Source organism: Sorangium sp. So ce296, assembly GCF_051529605.1.
Classification (GTDB): Bacteria; Myxococcota_A; Polyangia; order Polyangiales; family Polyangiaceae; genus Sorangium; species Sorangium cellulosum_D.
Window position 1 is genome coordinate 10,501,230 of the sequence record NZ_CP150325.1, and the last position, 15,749, is coordinate 10,516,978.

Below are 15,749 nucleotides of genomic sequence, written 5' to 3' on the forward strand. Positions count from 1 at the left end.
GTTGTTCGACGAGTGAACCAGCACGAATGAGCCTCCTCGGGGCCGGCGATCGACCACCGACCTCGGGGGCAGCTCATGCGATCCGTTTCATGGAGCAGCATCGGCTGGGAAATCTCTCGCGCAGCGTGCGCCGACGAAGCCGTTCCTGTTGCGCGGATTTTCCGCTGATTGAGCGTCGGTAGCAACGTAGAGCCCACTGGTCCACGCCGTACCCCCGCGGACCACACGGTTCGCCGTGTTGCCTTCCAGTTGAGCACAATCGTTGCACGGATTCGGAAGCCCTAGCTGGCTAACGTCCAATACCAGCTCTCCTGCGTTGCCCGACATGTCAGCCATGCCCCACTTGGCATCGCCATCCGGAGATTTTGACCCTACGGGCAGGAAGTCCTGTATGCTGCATTCCGCTGCATGGTCCCCGTCTCCGAGGCAGTTGTAAGCTGCCTTAGACGCATCGATTGACTCTCCCCAGGGGTACAACCTCTGCTCTGCGCCCCCTGCGGCCGCATAGTTCCATTCCGCCTCGGTGGGTAGCCGCCCGCCATCCCATATGCAGAAGGCGAACGCTTCAAACCATGTCATGCATGTCATGGGATGGCGCTCGTTCTGCTCCGGAAAGTCCGTCCAGTGCGAGTATTCGCATCTGAGCGCCACTTTCAAAGCTGATTCGTCTGCGGCTAGTTCGCTGTTCCAGTTTGGGCGCCAACCACTTTCTCGAATTTGGGGATGCGCGCCTGCGCCGGAGACCGGTGGATCTGCTCGAGTGCCTTTCCCTGCCTCCACGAATGCGCGGAAACGTCCAACGGTGATCTCGTAGATGTCTAGCTGGAACCCGCTGACGGTTGCCGGGTACATGGGAGCATTGAGACGATCGAAGGTCCCTCCGGGAATGCTCGCGGTGCCGCAGCAGTCGACGCCTGGGCTGCGTCCGCAGTCGGTTCCCGCACCTGGCCCCGACCCTTGGCAGCTGGGCGCGACACAGGCGCCGAGCCGACATCCAGGGAACGGCGCTGCGCACGGCGTCTCGTCTCTCCAGGACGCCTCGACGCACTGGCGCGGCGTGCGACCGCTGCAGCCGCGCTCTCCTTCGCGACACTCCACGCAGTGACCTCGTGAACACACCGGCTGCTCTCCGCTGCACGGCCGTTGAACGACCCACTCTTGCGAGGCGCACTGTCGCGGCACGTCACCCACGCAGTCTCGCTCGCCATCACTGCATGGAGCTTCTCCGGCTGCGGAGCTCGCGCTGCTGCCGCCGATGCCGGCGCCGGGAGCGTCCTCGAACTCATCAAGCCCGAGGACTAGCCCACATCCAGCGGTAGCCAGGCCTGACGCAAGAGAAATCAGCAATGGTCGCGTCGTTGCTAGACGCGCCTTGGCCTTCGATCGCGCTTGTGTGAACATCGGCTTTGGTGAAGTTGGCGCGGTATGTTTCGCGTTGAGGTTGAGAGCTTGCTCTCGGTGGCCGAAGCTGCCGCGCAGGCGCTGCGTAGCCTCGGTCGGGTGTCCCACCTCAACCAATAGCATCGGTCGGCTCAGACATGGGAGTGTGCGTCCCTGTGGACCATCACTCGCGCCGCCGTCTCCGCCGCGACCGCCCGTCTGAAGTACATCGCCTCCCTTCGTCAAGTCGAAGCAGCAGCAGCGACGCTGCCCCGGCGGTGTCGCGATCAGCAGCGCTCTGCGTGGCTGTGCATCGTCCTTTCACCCTCGCGACCGGCGCCGCGCTCCGCGTGCCGCGACCCGCCAGGAGGCCCCGCCCGCCCCCGCGCGCCCCGGACACAGCCGCCCCGGCCCCCCGGGGGGCTCCTCGCACCTCCTGGTTCGACCCAGGAGACATCCTCCCCCGGGCCGAGTAATCTCCCGCCCGGACGCCGGCCCGCATGCGGCGGAACGCCCGCGTCAACCTCGTTTTTCGAGCGTTGCTTGGAGGACAGCTCACCGTGATGGATCGAAGAAACCTGCCGGGCGGTAAGCCGCGACGCCCGTCGCGCCTTCGCTGCGCGCTGACCGCAGCCGCCCTGGCCGCACCGGCCCTCGTCGCGCTTGCGCCCTCCACCGCGCGCGCGCAGGACCGGACCTTCTACCTCGATCGCCTCAGGATGGCCGGCGCCCCCGACGACGGGATCGGGGTCTGGCGCCCCCACATGGGTGAAAAGACGCGCCTCTTCGGGCAGCTCGGGCTCGGCGCCTCGGTCCACCCGCTCCGCAACGACAACTACGTTGACGACCTCGCCGTCGAGGAGCAGCTCGAAGGCGAGGGGCCCGTCACCTCGCAGCTCATCACCTACCTGAGCGCCGGCGTCGAGATCCTCGGCCGCGGCGCCCTCCAGGCCTCGTTCCCGATCGTCGTGTTCCAGGACGGCAACCAGACCTGCCACCCCGACCGGACCCTCGGCCTGGACCAGTGCGTCAACCTGAAGACCGCCACCCCGATGGACCTCCGGCTCGACGCACGCCTCGTCGCGCTCGAGCTCGACGAGCGGCGCTTCCGTCTGGGACTCACGGCCGCGGTCTTCGTGCCCGTCGGCAACGTCTACTCCTTTGGCGGCGACCGGACCGTGAGCAGCGCGTTCGGCCTCGGCGCCGAATACGACTTCAAGGACTTCTTCGTCACCCTCAACACCGGCGTCGCGATCCGGCCGCCCGTGCGGCTCCACGAGCTCCGCGTCGGCACCGAGCTCACCTACGGCGTCGGCGGCTACGTCCCGCTGGTCGACGACACGATTCGCGTCGGGGCCGAGATCTTCGGCTCGTTCGGCCTCCGCGAGGAGACGCTCGGCGAGCTCGACGCTTCCCCCATCGAGTGGCAGCTGAACGGCCGGATGGCCCTCACCAAGGACAAGGCGCTCTACGCGGGCGCCGGCGTGGGCACCCGGATGAGCGGCGGCTACGCCCCGGATTTCCGGGGGGTCGCCGTCGTCGGCTACTCGTTCAGCATCGCCGACTCGGGCACCCGGTCGCCCGGCTTCAACTACGTCATCGAGCAGGAGAAGGACACCGACGGCGACGGCTACCCCGACGTCATCGACCTCTGCCCGGAGGACCCCGAGGACGGCAAGCAGCCGAAGCCGGCCGACGGCTGCCCGGACATGCCCGATCGCGACGGCGACGGCATCCCCGACGTTGTCGACAGGTGCCCCGACGATCCCGAGGACAAGGACGGCATCGACGACCGCGACGGCTGCCCCGAGGAGGACGCGGACCAGGACGGCATCCCCGACGCCGAGGACAAGTGCCCGAAGGAGCCGGGGCAGGTCGTCGTCGACGAGCCCGAGAAGAACGGCTGCCCGTACTACATCCGCAGGATCACCGGCTCCGCCGAGATCGAGATCATGAAGCAGGTCGAGTTCGAGTTCGACAGCTCCAGGATCCTCCCGCAGAGCTATCCGATCCTCGACGAGGTCGTGCGGCTGCTGAAGGCGAACCCGGAGATCAAGCTGCTCAGCATCGAAGGGCACACCGACAACCAGGGCACGATCGACTACAACGACCGGCTCGCGCACAACCGGGCCATCGCGGTCAGGGTCTACCTGATCAACAAGGGCATCCAGGCGGAGCGGCTCACCTCCGTGGGCTACGGCTCCCGCCGGCCGCTCGTGGCCAACGACACGCCGGAAGGCCGGCAGCGCAACCGGCGCGTCGAGTTCCACATCAAGTCACAGTCGATCGAGGGCCGGTAGGCTCCCGCCTGGAGCGGCGGGTCGGATCGACGCCGGGATCCGCCGCCGCCGGCGCGCGCGTGCATCGCCACGTGCGCGCCGGCGCCCTCTCCGCGATCCGAAGGGCCTCGCCGGCCGCGCGTTCGCGCGTCGGGCGCTGCGCTCGCGAGACGGCCGCGCTCGCGGGATGGCCGTACTCGCGGGCCGGCCACGCTCGCGGGCCGGCTGCGCTCGCGCGCGGTGAGCGCAGCCCGCCGCGGCGCTCAGTCGTCGTGATGCCCGAGCGCCGGGCGGCGATGGTCGCACTTGCCGGGGATCGGGAAGCCGCAGACCTGCTCTTCGAGCAGGCAATCCTGCGCCGTCGGGCACTGCTCCGGATCGAGGACCGCCGGATCGCACGGGCGAGAGCAGAAGTCGGGCCTCGGCAGCGGAGCGTCGTAGCGACCGTTGCCGTCGACATCGATGTAGATCGGGTTGGTCACCGCATAAGGCGGGACCGGCGACCAGTCGGGCACCGTCGGCGTGGGCGCGAACAGGGCGCTGATCGCGGGGATCCTCCCGAACCCGTCGCTCGCCAGCCGCGAGAGCTGGATCTCCCCGAACGGGACGTCGAGGGAGACAGGGCTCATGAGGTTCCTGTCCTCGAGGCCCATGGCGATGATCACCACCCAGGAGTCGCGCTCCGGCACCGTGAAGGTGACCTTGCCGCGCACGTCCACGAGCGCGCTCGGCGGCATCTCCGGCTCCAGCAGGCGGATCATCCTGCCGTTCAGGTAGATCTCCACCCGATCGACGCCGAACCAGCTCGCCGTCTGGACATCGAAGAGGAGCTCGAGCGGCTTGCCGGCGCTCGCCCCCGCCACCTCGCCGTAGGTCTTGCCGCCGATCGTCGCCCGGATGAAGGGGCCGTACGTCGCGAAGGCGTGCGCGCCCCGCAGGCTCTCGACCGCGGCCGGCGTCTCGAGCGCCGCCGGGGAGTCGGTCGCGCTGCGGAAATAGGTCCGCGGGAAGCCCGGCTCCTTCGAGGCGTCGTGGCCGTCGCTGCTGGCGATCTGCGCCGGCAAGAACCCCCGCTCGAGGTAACGGAAGTAGTCGTCCACCTGGCCCGCCCGGAACGTGCAGGGCTCGTCGCGCGCCTCCGCGGCGACGGGCGCGTCGCCGAGCGCGGCGGGCCCGCAGAGCTCCTGGCTGTCGGGGCTCGTGCCGGGGAAGCCCCAGTTCTTCTCCTGCTCGTCGGGCGTTCGCGCGAGGATTCGCTTCGTGAGCGCCCACGCGAGCTCGGTGCGCGCGCGGCGCTTGCAGTCGGCGATGGCCAGCGCGACCGCGGCGCCCGAGGGCGAGCCGGAGGCGCCGCCCGCCGCCGGTGCCGACCCGCCGGGGGCCGCGCAAGGCGCGCGCAGCCAGCCCGCCACCTCGGGGCACGCCGCCTCGATCTCGCCTTCGCCCTGGGCGGCGTTCAGCCGCGCGAGGCAGCGATTCCAGTCGACGACCTCGGCCACGCTCGGCGTGCGCACCAGATCGAACCGCTTGCCGTTGATGACCTCCATCGCGTCGAACGCGCAGCTCGCCGTCCGGAACACCGGGTTGTTCTCCTCGAGGAACGTCGGCGTCCGGTCCATCGTGTAGGTGTCGACGCCGAGCTGCTCGATGTAGCCAAAGAAGCCGTCGCGCGGGTGGGCGACGATCGTCAGCGGCTCCACGGTGCCGTCGCCCGAGGCGCGGATGGCGTCGAGGATCGTCCCGCCGGGCTCGCACGTCCAGTCGTGCGCACCGTGGGTCGGGACGTCGAGCTCGTCGTACTTGAGCGGGAAGCCGATGAAATGCCCCTGCTCCAGCGTCGTGATCTCCGCCCCGATCGCGGTGGCGAGGTGGGGCGCGAGCCCGAGCGCGCGCGCGGTCGGCTGGTAGTCCGTCTCGACGTCGTGGTCGGTCGACACCGCGAGCTCCACGCCCTCGGCCGCCACCATGGCGACCCGCCGCGGCACGGGCATGCCGCTGTCGAAGCTCGGCCTGGAGTGGAGGTGCATGTCGGCCGACATCCACCCGCTCGTGTCGACCTCGCGCACGAGCGTGGCGTCGAGCTGGAGCGCGCGCCCCGGCGCGAGCGTCACGTCGCGCTCCACGTAGATCCCGTACTCGATGCCTCGCGACACCGTGATCTGGTATCGCCCCGGCTCGATCTCGACCTCTCCTTCGCCCGTGGCCGTGACCTCGATGGCGCGGTTGCCGTTCCCGAGCCGGCCGTCGCCGAGGTAGACCCTGCGCCGGCCGTCGCCCGGGAGCCGCCGCCCCGCGTCGTCGAGCGAGATGAAGGCGAGCTTGGCCGGTATCCGCTGGCCGGCCTCGTCCGCGACGCGGTAGCGCACCGTCGCCGGCGTGGGCAGGCGCGGCGATACCGCGACCTGCTCTCCGGCCCCGAGGCGCACCCGGACCGGCGCCGACGTCGCCGTCCCCGCGGCGTTCCGCGCGACGAGCACGTAGCTGCCGGGCGGCAAGGCGCCGCGGAAATCGCCGTCCTCGGACGGATCGAGGCCGACATCCGCGTCGATCTCGTTGATGAGGCCCACGTCGCCGCGCGCCTCCCGGTTGGCCGCCACGAGCTCGTCGAGCGAGCCGAAGGGCCGCGACGGATCCGGGTCGGAGAAGACGAACACCCGCGCGTTCGGCGCGGCCTCCAGCGTGCTCTCCCACAGCACGTGGCCGTGGACCGTGCCCGTCTCGGTCCCGCGGAGCCGGTGCATCACGTCGGTCACGCTCGCGATGTCGCCGTCGCCCACGGCGAGGTAGCGCTCGTAGCTGAACGCGCGGTGCGCGTCGCACGCCGCGTCGTCCCCCTCGCTGAACAGGCACGATCGGCTGGCGGACACGAACGCCGTCGCCGCGCTCGCGAAGAGGGGCACGTTGACCACGGACGGCGCCGCGCCCTCCTGCGCCCTGGTGAAGTAGCCGTAGCTGACGTCCCCGCCCGCCGCGGCCACGAAATCGAACGTGAGCGGCTCCGAGAACGAGTTCCGCCCGGCGTTCCAGGCGTCCTGGACCGCCGTGTCCTCGTCGAAGCCGGCGCCGGGCGCGAAGACGTCGTTCTGGTTGCCGAAGAACACGAAGTCTCCGGCGACGATGCCGGCGCGGCGCGCCGCCTCCTCCTGCGCCTGGTCCGCGGGATCCCCGAGGACGCCGCCGAGCACCGAGACGGGGGCCGTGGCGTTGTCGAGCGGCAGGACGTCGCTGCACGCGCAGGTCAGGCAGCCGCCCGGGTCCTGCTGGTACCCGTCCGGGCACGGCTCGCAGCTCCTCGGGGCCTCGCAGCCGGGCGGCGGCTTGTCGTCGAGCAGGAGCACCGTGCGCACCGTCACGAACCGATCGCCCGGGTGAAGGAGGTAGTCTGTCCGGAAGCGGATCCTCGAGCGGACGTTGGGGAAGAAGAGGCCGAGCAGGTCCTCCTGCGCCCGGAGCAGGCCTATCGCCTCGAACAGGAACTCCCCGTCTCCCTCGACGCGGATCCCGGCCTCGGCGCCGTCCGAGCCGTCGGCGAGCACCGAGACGTCGGTCGCCGTCGGGTCGGGCACGATCAGGTTGGCGAGCGAGAACATCTCCGCGAACCGGTCGCGCCCCTGTCCGCCCTCCTCGCCGATCCGGCCGCGGCGCCGATCGACGTCGACGATGGCGCCGCCGAAGATCCCCGGCCCGGGCGAGTCCCGCCCGCCCAGGATGGCCACGCGGATCTGGTCGTTCTCGAGCAGGAAGTCGCCGACGTCCGCCATCGCCACCGGGCCGCCGACGAGCTCGGCCCGGTGCTCGATCCGCTTGGCGCGGAGCAGCCGGTCGCCCCCGCAGCTCGGCAGCGCGGGGGCCGCGAGCGCGGCGGCGGCGAGCGGGAGGAGCGCGACCCTCGTGAACCAGCGGTGTGTTCGCCGCACAGCGATCTCTCCTACAGCGAGAGCTGGAGTTGCAGGATGACGGCGTCGTTCGCCAGCGAGAGCCCGCCGAGCTCTTCACGATGCGTGTAATCGAGCTGCGCTTTCAGCAGATCGTCGTACGCGTGGTAGCTCACGCCGCCCGTGAGCGCGAGGTTGTCCCCCTCGTCGTCGACATCGATGTTGGGGTCGATCCACTCGACCCGGCCCGAGACGCCGAGCTTCCGGGCGACGATCATGTAGCCTGCCTCGAAGACGAGCGCGAGCGACGACACCGACGTGACCTGCGAGATCGGCTGGGTGGGCACCGATTTGGGGCTCGCCCCGGTCCAGAGCACCTCGCCGAGCGCGTGCAGCCCCGCGGCGTGCAGCAGGACGTCGGCGCTCGCGCCGTAGAGCGTGCGCGCGCCGCCGTTGCTGAAGAAGCCGTCGGCGCCGACCCCGAATCGCAAGGGCGAGTGGGCGACGTCCTGGAGGGTGCGGCCGAGCGGGCCTCGCGGCTCGGTGGCGAGCCTGCCGGCGAAGGCGATCCCCTCGAAGCGGTTGCCGAGGGGGGCGAGGCTCTCGGAGTGGCCTGCGTAGAACTGATCGGCGCGCTGGAAGGCGTTGTAGACGCCCGCGTGGTAGCTGAAGGCGCGGTCCTGGAAGTGCCCCTCGGCCTGGATCCCGACCTGCGTGAACGGCGCCATCGCGCGGACGGCGAGCGGCCGTTCGGTGAGCGCCCCGTCGCCGGCGCCGAGCATCGCCGAGCGCGAGAAGGGCACGGTCCGCGCGCCCGCGTAGACCTCGAGCGCGCGCTCCGCCGTGACGCCGGCCCACGCCTCGTGGATGCGCGCCGTCCCCTCGTCGCCCCCGGCGAGCTCCGTCGAGACGGCGAACCGGACGAGCCCCGCGACGTCGCCGCGCAGCCCGACGCGGGCGCGGCGCAGCCGGAAGCCGGGCTGCTCGGCGCTGTCCCCGGCCTGGTTCAGCGCGTCGTCGCCCACGTAGGGTGCGGCCTGCAGCGCGAGCAGCGCGATCGGCGCGACCTCCAGCGGTCCGAGCGCGACGCGCATCCGCTCCCGGAAGCCCGGCGAGAGGAGGTCGCCGCGCGCGGGCGCCTGCGAGCCTTGCGCCGGCGCCTCCCGCCGCGGCGGCTGGCCCACCGGCGCGCTCGGGCGGGCGGCGGGCGGCGCGGCGCGCTCCGGCTCACCGGCCGGCTCTCCGCTCGGCGCCTGCGCCTCGGCGGGCGCCGGGGCGGCGGGCGCCTCGGCCGCGGGCGCCTCGGCCGCGGGCGCCTCGGCCGCGGGCGCCTCGGCCGCGGGCTCCTGCGCGCGCGGCGAGGAGAGGGCGAGCAGGACGGCGGCGCCGCCTGCGACGCAAGCAAGGTGCCTCATGGCTTCAGGTCTCCTGGAGGGCTGCGTGGAGCGCCCCGTGCCGCTCCGGATGGCCGGTGGGTGTCATCGCGTGCCGTGTCTGCCTGCGAGGTGGCCGGGAAACTAGAGGAAGACACGCGGCGCTGCAATCGGCGCCGCCTCCTGTGCTAAGGCTCGCAGCCCCTCGCGGGCCTTTCCGCACCTCGCGCCGCGCGCGCAGGGAAGGGGAGGGCCACCGTTCTCATGGAAATGCCCGGTTCGAGCCCGCCCGACAGCGCCCTCACGCCCGCCGCGGCGCCGCCCCGGCGCGACGTCGCGGCCGAGCCCCCCGCGTCGCGGCGATGGCCTGGCTGGGCGAGCGATCGCGGCTTCGTCGCGACCTTCGCGCTCCTCGCCGTCGCGGCCATCGTGCCGATATGGCGCGTGCGGTTCCTGCCGCTGCTCGATCTGCCGAACCACCTCGCGGCCGTTCATATCTGGCACCACTTCGACGAGCCGTGGACTCGCTACCGGGACTTCTACGAGCTCAGCCTTCGTCCGGCCCCGTACGGCGCCTATCACATCCTGACGCACCTCCTCGCCTACGCCGTCGACCTCGAGGACGCGAACCGGATCGTCCTCTCCGCGTACGTGCTCGGGATCCCCGCGGCGGCGCTCGGCTGGGCGCACCGGACGCGGCGCAGCCCCTGGCTCTCGCTGCTCACCTTCCCGCTGGCGTTCAGCCTCTCGTGGGCGTGCGGCTTCCTGCCGTTCCTCGTCGGCATCGCGCTGCTGCTCGCCGGCGTCGTCGCGCTCGACGCCCATCTCGAGCGGCCGAGCCCCGGGCGCGCCGCCGCCGTCGCGCTGCTCAGCGTCGGTTGCGGCCTCAGCCATCCGCTCATCCTCTTTGGCTATTACGTCTGCGTCGCCGCGCTGATGCTCTGCTATCTGCCCCGGTGGTCGCGCATCGCCCGCGCGCTGCCGCTCTTCGCGCCCGCCGCCGCGCTCCTCGCCTGGCAGCTCGTCGCCTTCGAGAGCCCCATGGTCGACCTGCGGAGCGGCCCGCGGTTCCAGGGCGCCTGGGTGCCCTGGCACGAGATGCTCCGCTCGTTCCCCGAGTACACGCTCAACTCGGTGTCGGGCGAGCTCGACACCCGGCTCTTCTGGGTGCTGCTCGCGGTGGCGTCGCTGCTCTCGCTCTGGAGCTTGGCCCGGCGCTTCGGCCTGCTCCTCCCCGCGCAAGACGCGGCCCCGCCCGCCAGCTCGCCGCTCGGCCGGTTGCACCACCACCGCTCCCTCGTCCTCTGCGCCGCGATGGTGGCCTGTTATTTCCTCGTGCCGCTGCACCTCGCTCGCCCGTTCGACTGGTGGTTCGTGAGCGGGCGCTTCTCGCCGCTCATCTGCTTCTTCGGATTCCTGGCCATCCCGGCGCCGCTCCGGGGCCGCTCTCGCCTGCTGATGACCCCCGCCGCGGCGGTCGCGCTCGTGCTGCCGCTCCACCTCTCGGAGAAATACGCGAGCTTCGACGCGCGGCTCGAGCCGTTTGCCCGCATCGTGGCGCGCATCCCGCCGGGCGCCGAGGTCCTCTTCGTGTCGCTGCCCCCGCGGACCGACGAGGCCTTGATCATCGAGGGCACGAACCACTTCTCCTCGTGGGTGCAGGTCATGCGCGGGGGCTTCAGCGCGGATGGCTGGCACAACGTGGGTTTCCCCTTCAAGCTGAAGCGCCGGCTCCCCGCGCCGCCGTCGAACCGCGGTGAGTGGTTCAAGCCGGATGTCCACGGCGTCGCGTACGACTACGTGATCCTCCGCAACGAGCGGCCGGAGAGGCCGGTATTCACCGCGGCGCACACCTCGTTTCGCCGGATCGAGCGCGAGGGCGCCTTCACGCTGTACGAGCGCACGCGCTGATCGCCGTCTCGGTCGCACCTCCGGCGAGCTCGGCCGATCGCGCCGCGCGCGTCATCGCCCGTCGAGGGGCGCAGCCGATCTCCGCGGATCCGCCGTCGTCCGCGGCGCCGGCGGGGTATCCTACGATCCTTGCGGTCGGGCGCCGCTCGGGTGCGCCGCCTCCGCGGAGGGGAGCAGCTCGCCGATGTCGACCAGAACCCGCGCTGTCCGTCGCCGCCCGCTGGCCTGGACCGGAGGGCTCGTCGCCGTGGCGGGGCTCGCGCTCGCGTCCGCGGCGGCGCCGTCCTGCGCCGCCGGCGCCGGATCTCCCGGCGTTCCCCTGGGCGGCGGAGGGGAGGGCGAGGGCGATTGCCCGACCGACTGCTCCGCGGATCCGGGCGCTCCGCTCTGCGACCGGGCGACGGGCAGCTGCGTCGCGTGCCTCCCCGGCCCGGACGCGTGTCCGGCCGGCCAGGTGTGCGATCCCGAGGCGAAGCGCTGCGTGGCCGGATGTGAATCCGAGTCCGACTGCCCTGCTCCGCTCCACTGCGATCCCGCCGAGCACACCTGTGTTGCCTGTGTCGCGGACGGCGACTGCCCTCCTGGCACGCTGTGCACCGGAGAGGGCGAGTGCGCTCAGGGCTGCTCGCCGACGCGCCCGTGCGACGGCGGCGCCTCGTGCTGCGACGGGCTCTGCCGGGATCTCCAGACCGACGCGCTGAGCTGCGGCCTGTGCGGTCGGGCGTGTCCGGATCTGGCGCACGGCGAGAGCGCCTGCGTCGCGGGCGGCTGCGTGCTCAGCGCCTGCGACGGCGGCTTCCTCGACTGCAACGAGGACCCGGCGGACGGGTGCGAGCACGACGAGGGGGCGCGCGGGCCCTGCTCGTGCACGCCGGGCGAGGCGAGGGCGTGTTACCAGGGGGCGCCTGGCACCGAGGGCGCCGGTCCCTGCGCCCCCGGGGTCTCCACGTGCAGGCCGAGCGGCCTCGGCTGGGGGCCGTGCCTCGGCCAGGTGCTGCCGGAGCTCGACGCGTGCGCCGACGGCATCGACAACGACTGCGACGGCACGGTCGACAACCCGCCCGATGAGGACGGCGACGGGTGGACGATCTGCGAGGGCGATTGCTGCGACTCCTCGCTGGACGCGTGCGGCCCCGCGTCCCTCATGAACCCTGGCGCCTTCGAGGTGGCGGACAACGGGATCGACGACGACTGCGACGGCGCGGTCGACAACGCCTCGCCTTGCGACGAGGGGCTCGCGAGCGACTCGGCGACCGCGCTCGACTACGCGAAGGCGATGGATCTCTGCGCCACCACGACGACGTCGCGGCGCACGTGGGGCGTCATCTCGGCGAGCTTCCGCCTCGCCGACGGCGCCGGCACGCCCGTGGCGGCCCAGCGGTCGATCCGCCGGGGCTTCGGCTCCGGCATCCTGCCGCTCCGGGGCGCGCGGCTCGCGGTGCTCTCGACGGGCGTGGCCGCGGCCCAGGCGTCGCCGAACAACACGCGGCCGAGCTTCGCCCCGTTCCAGGGTGGCCAGAACATGGGGACGTCGAGCGGCATGCCCGCGGACTGGCTCGAGGCGAACGGCGAGCGCCTCCCGAACACGCCCGGCTGTCCGGAGCCGCTGGGCGGCACGACGGCCCACGATCCCGTGATGTTGCGGCTGCGCGTGCGCGTGCCGACGAACGCGAGCTCGTTCAGCGTCTCGACGTTCTTCCTCTCGTCCGAATACCCGGAGTGGGTGTGCAGCCGGTTCAACGACTTCTTCCTCGCGCTCCTCGACTCCACGTTCGAGCCCTTCCCCGGCGAGGCGGCGAACCCCGACGACAAGAACCTCGCGTTCTACGATCCCCCGCCCGCCGGCGGCTCGGTCTACCCGCTGGGCGTGAACCTCGCATTCGGCGATACCGGGCTCTTCACCCAGTGCGTCAACGGGCCGACCGGGTGCGGCGGCGGCGCCAAGGCCGGCTCGACGACCACCTGCACGGGCGTCGGCCAGCTCCTCGGGACGGGGTTCGACATCACGAGGCCGCCCGCGCAGATCGAGGGCGAACCTGGCTGGTGCGGCACGAGCGAGCGCGCCGGCGGCGGGACCGGCTGGCTGGTCATGAATGGCAACGTCGTCCCGGGAGAGATCATGGAGCTGAGATTTGTGATCTGGGACACCAACGATCCCTGGAACGACTCCGTCGCCCTCCTCGACAACTTCCGGTGGTCGGCGTTCGCCGCGACGCCGGGGACGCGCGATTGACGGGGGCGAGCGCGCTCTGACCGGCGGAGAGGTCCATGTCGTCGGATGTCGCCTCTGGAGGCGGCACCTCGCGTCGGGCCCTCGGGTGGCGGCGTCCAGGGGGCGCGCGAACGCAGCGGACGGACGGCGACCCGTTTACACTGCGCGTCGAGCCGGGGACCGCGGCACGCATCCCTCGGTCGCGCTCGAAGGAGCGCTTCTGTTCATCACCAAGGAGACTGCATGAGGAGAACGATCACCCCGCTCGCGCTGTTGCTCGCGAGCCTGTCCTTCGCCACGCTCGGCTGCGACAGCAAGGGGAACGACGCGACGACCCCGGGGGCGGTGGCCGAGGGCAAGCCGACCGAGAGCGCGGCCCCGGCGGCGACGACGGCCGCGCCGGCGGCGACGCCGGCCGCGGCCACGGCCGAGCCTTCGGCGGCCGCGCCGGCGGAGACGGCTGCGGCGGCGGCCGCGCCGGCGGAGACGGCCGCGGCGGACGCGAAGGCGGAGACGGCCGCGGCCGCCGCGAAGGCGACCGCGGCGGCGTCGGCCGTTGCGGCCGCAGCGCCGGCGGCGACCGGCGCTGCCCAGGCGGGCGAGAAGAAGTTCGAGTGCGGATCGAAGGGCCAGAAGCTCTGTCCGATGCAGGCCTGGATGAAGAGCACGATGGCGTCGGCGACCTCGAGCGGCGACGGCGAGAAGATCGCGGCGGCGCTCCAGTACGTGGCCGGCAAGCCGCCGCCGGGCATGGGCAGCTGGGGGGCGATCTCCAAGGCCGGCGCCGCCAAGGCGAAGGCCGGCGACATCGACGGCGCGAAGGCGAGCTGCAAGCAGTGCCACGACCTCTACAAGGAGCAGTACAAGAAGACGATGCGCGATCGTCCCTGGTGAGCCGCCCGCGGCGCCTGGCGGGGGCGCCCCCGTGCGCCGGCGCCGCTGCGTCTCTGCGGCTCACGTGTCGATAAGTTAGGTTAACTAACGGATTTGCTGGCGCGCTGCGCCCGCGCGCCCCCCATGCCGTGGCCGGAGCCCGGCGAGCGGCATGCGGCGAGCGGCATGCGGCGTGCGGGTCCTCGTGTGCCCGCGCCGCCCGCAGCCAGAGCGCAGCCGCAGCCCGAGCCCGACGTGCGGCGCGCGTGTCCTCGTGCGCCCGCGCCGCGATCGCCGTCCGGCCGGAGGAGCGCGGGACAAACATCTTGGATGGGAAGGGGTGATGCGATAGAGCGCTGAGCTGATGGCGCGCGCTGCTCGCACAGGCCCTGGGGGCGCCCCCGCGCCGGCCACCTCGCCCGGTCGCGCGCGGGGGGCCGCCGGCTCGAGCGGGGCCGGGGGCGCGCCCCGCGGGCGCGTCGGCCAGGCCGCCGACCCGTTCTCCAGCAGCGCGCTGCCGCCCTCGAAGCCGCGCGCCGGCGCGACGCCGCGGCTCACGGGGGACGCGGCGCCCGACGTCAGGCCGAGCACGGCGGCCCCGCCTCCGCCGAGCGTGCGCCCTCCGCCGAGCGTGCGCCCTCCGCCGAGCGTGCGCCCTCCAGCGGCCCCGGCGCGGACGGACGCGCCCCCTTCGGCGGCCGCCTCGAGGAGGCCTCCTGCGCCGGAGGACGACGAGGACGAGGACGACGAGGACGACGCCAAGGGCGGCCCGCGGCGCGGCCGGCCGCGTGGCCCGTTCACGCAGCACCGGCGGCTCGACTCGCTGCGCAGCCTGCTGCAGAAGCACCCTGCCGGCCTGACGATCTACGACCTCGCGCGCGAGCTCAACGTCACGCCGCGCTCGCTCCGGCGCTACCTCGTCGAGGTCAAGCGCGAGCTCGATCTCGTGTCGGTCGCCACCCGCCCCGGCGGCCCTCGCCTCTGGCGCCTCTCGCCGAGCGAGGCGCCCCGGCGCGTCGAGGTGCGGCGGACGCAGGCATACGCCCTGCTCGCCGCCCGCCGTCTCTTCGAGCCGATGCGCGGCTCGACGCTCTTCGAGGAGATCGACCTCGCCGCGCAGCGGCTGCTCGGCGTCGCGCGCAGGCCAGGGCGCGGCCCGAACGCTGGCGTCGCCGACGCGCGGCTGGAGGAGCGCTTCCTCTACCTCCCGTTCGCCCCGAAGGACTACGCCGCGCGGACCGAGGAGCTCGACGACCTGTTCCAGTCCGTCGCCGATCTGCGCCCGCTCCGGTGTCGTTACCGCCGCTCGCGGGACGGGCGCGAGGAGCGGGTGCTCATCCATCCGTACGCGCTCGTCCTCTACAAGGACGCGATCTACTGCGTGGGCCTCCACGTGAGCCGCGGCGAGGTGCGCACGTTCCTGCTCGATCGCATGCGCGACACGGAGTGCGCGGTCACCGAGCGCTTCGAGCTGCCCCCTGATTTCTCCATCGACGACTACTTCCAGGGCCAGTTCGGCATCTGGCGCGGCGGTGAGCCCCGGCGCGTCGTGATCGACTTCGACGAGCGCGTGACCGAGTTCGTGCGGACGCGCAAGGTGCACCCCTCCCAGGAGATCACGCAGCTGCCCGGCGGCGGCGTGCGGCTCACGATGCACATCGGCGACATGACCGAGCTCGCGACGTGGGTGCTCGGCTTCGGCGAGACCGCCCGCGTGGTCGAGCCGCCCGACCTCGTGGACCGCGTGAAGCGCGAGCTCGCCGGCGCGCTCGCCCGCTACGCGGAGCCGCCGCCGGCCGAGGGCTCGGGGCAGGCCGAGGGCCAGTAGGGCCTCGCGGGCGCGCCT

8 protein-coding genes are annotated in these 15,749 nt (G+C 72.5%); 5 read left to right on the forward strand and 3 right to left on the reverse strand.

From position 1 onward, the window contains the following. Positions 1-87: 87 nt before the first annotated feature. Positions 88-1,524 (reverse strand): formylglycine-generating enzyme family protein, encoded by a 1,437-nt coding sequence (locus tag WME98_RS39035; protein ID WP_437946795.1) that lies wholly within the window; start codon positions 1,522-1,524, stop codon positions 88-90. Between the two features lie 419 nt (positions 1,525-1,943). On the opposite strand from WME98_RS39035, the gene WME98_RS39040 reads away from it, so the two are divergent. After that, on the forward strand, positions 1,944-3,680 hold the full coding sequence (locus WME98_RS39040) for an OmpA family protein (RefSeq protein ID WP_437954069.1): 1,737 nt from the start codon (positions 1,944-1,946) through the stop codon (positions 3,678-3,680). A gap of 242 nt (positions 3,681-3,922) precedes the next feature. On the opposite strand, the gene WME98_RS39045 is transcribed toward WME98_RS39040, so the two are convergent. Continuing rightward, a complete protein-coding gene (locus tag WME98_RS39045) occupies positions 3,923-7,576 on the reverse strand; it encodes a PHP domain-containing protein (RefSeq protein WP_437946796.1) in 3,654 nt (1,217 codons plus the stop codon). An 11-nt stretch (positions 7,577-7,587) separates the two neighbouring features. Next, on the reverse strand, positions 7,588-8,949 hold the full coding sequence (locus WME98_RS39050; RefSeq protein ID WP_437946797.1) for a porin: 1,362 nt from the start codon (positions 8,947-8,949) through the stop codon (positions 7,588-7,590). Positions 8,950-9,171: 222 nt separating this feature from the next. Here WME98_RS39050 and WME98_RS39055 point away from each other — a divergent pair, with 222 nt between their 5' ends. The 4 genes from WME98_RS39055 (at position 9,172) to WME98_RS39070 (ending at position 15,731) form a co-directional block, all read left to right on the forward strand. Continuing rightward, positions 9,172-10,818, forward strand: coding sequence for a hypothetical protein (locus WME98_RS39055; protein WP_437946798.1), 1,647 nt, complete (start codon positions 9,172-9,174; stop codon positions 10,816-10,818). Between the two features lie 184 nt (positions 10,819-11,002). Then, positions 11,003-13,051 (forward strand): MopE-related protein, encoded by a 2,049-nt coding sequence (locus WME98_RS39060; protein WP_437946799.1) that lies wholly within the window; start codon positions 11,003-11,005, stop codon positions 13,049-13,051. Between the two features lie 222 nt (positions 13,052-13,273). Beyond that, positions 13,274-13,924 (forward strand): hypothetical protein, encoded by a 651-nt coding sequence (locus tag WME98_RS39065; RefSeq protein ID WP_437946800.1) that lies wholly within the window; start codon positions 13,274-13,276, stop codon positions 13,922-13,924. A gap of 343 nt (positions 13,925-14,267) precedes the next feature. Further along, positions 14,268-15,731: a helix-turn-helix transcriptional regulator gene (locus WME98_RS39070; protein ID WP_437946801.1), complete on the forward strand. Its 1,464-nt coding sequence runs from the start codon at positions 14,268-14,270 to the stop codon at positions 15,729-15,731. Positions 15,732-15,749: the final 18 nt, after the last annotated feature.

Coding starts and splice junctions, on each gene's coding strand:
- WME98_RS39050 (WP_437946797.1), bottom strand. CDS start 8,949: ATGAGGCACCTTGCTTGCGTCGCAGGCGGCGCCGCCGTCCTGCTCGCC.
- WME98_RS39035 (WP_437946795.1), bottom strand. CDS start 1,524: ATGCTATTGGTTGAGGTGGGACACCCGACCGAGGCTACGCAGCGCCTG.
- WME98_RS39065 (WP_437946800.1), top strand. CDS start 13,274: ATGAGGAGAACGATCACCCCGCTCGCGCTGTTGCTCGCGAGCCTGTCC.
- WME98_RS39060 (WP_437946799.1), top strand. CDS start 11,003: ATGTCGACCAGAACCCGCGCTGTCCGTCGCCGCCCGCTGGCCTGGACC.
- WME98_RS39055 (WP_437946798.1), top strand. CDS start 9,172: ATGGAAATGCCCGGTTCGAGCCCGCCCGACAGCGCCCTCACGCCCGCC.
- WME98_RS39070 (WP_437946801.1), top strand. CDS start 14,268: ATGGCGCGCGCTGCTCGCACAGGCCCTGGGGGCGCCCCCGCGCCGGCC.
- WME98_RS39040 (WP_437954069.1), top strand. CDS start 1,944: ATGGATCGAAGAAACCTGCCGGGCGGTAAGCCGCGACGCCCGTCGCGC.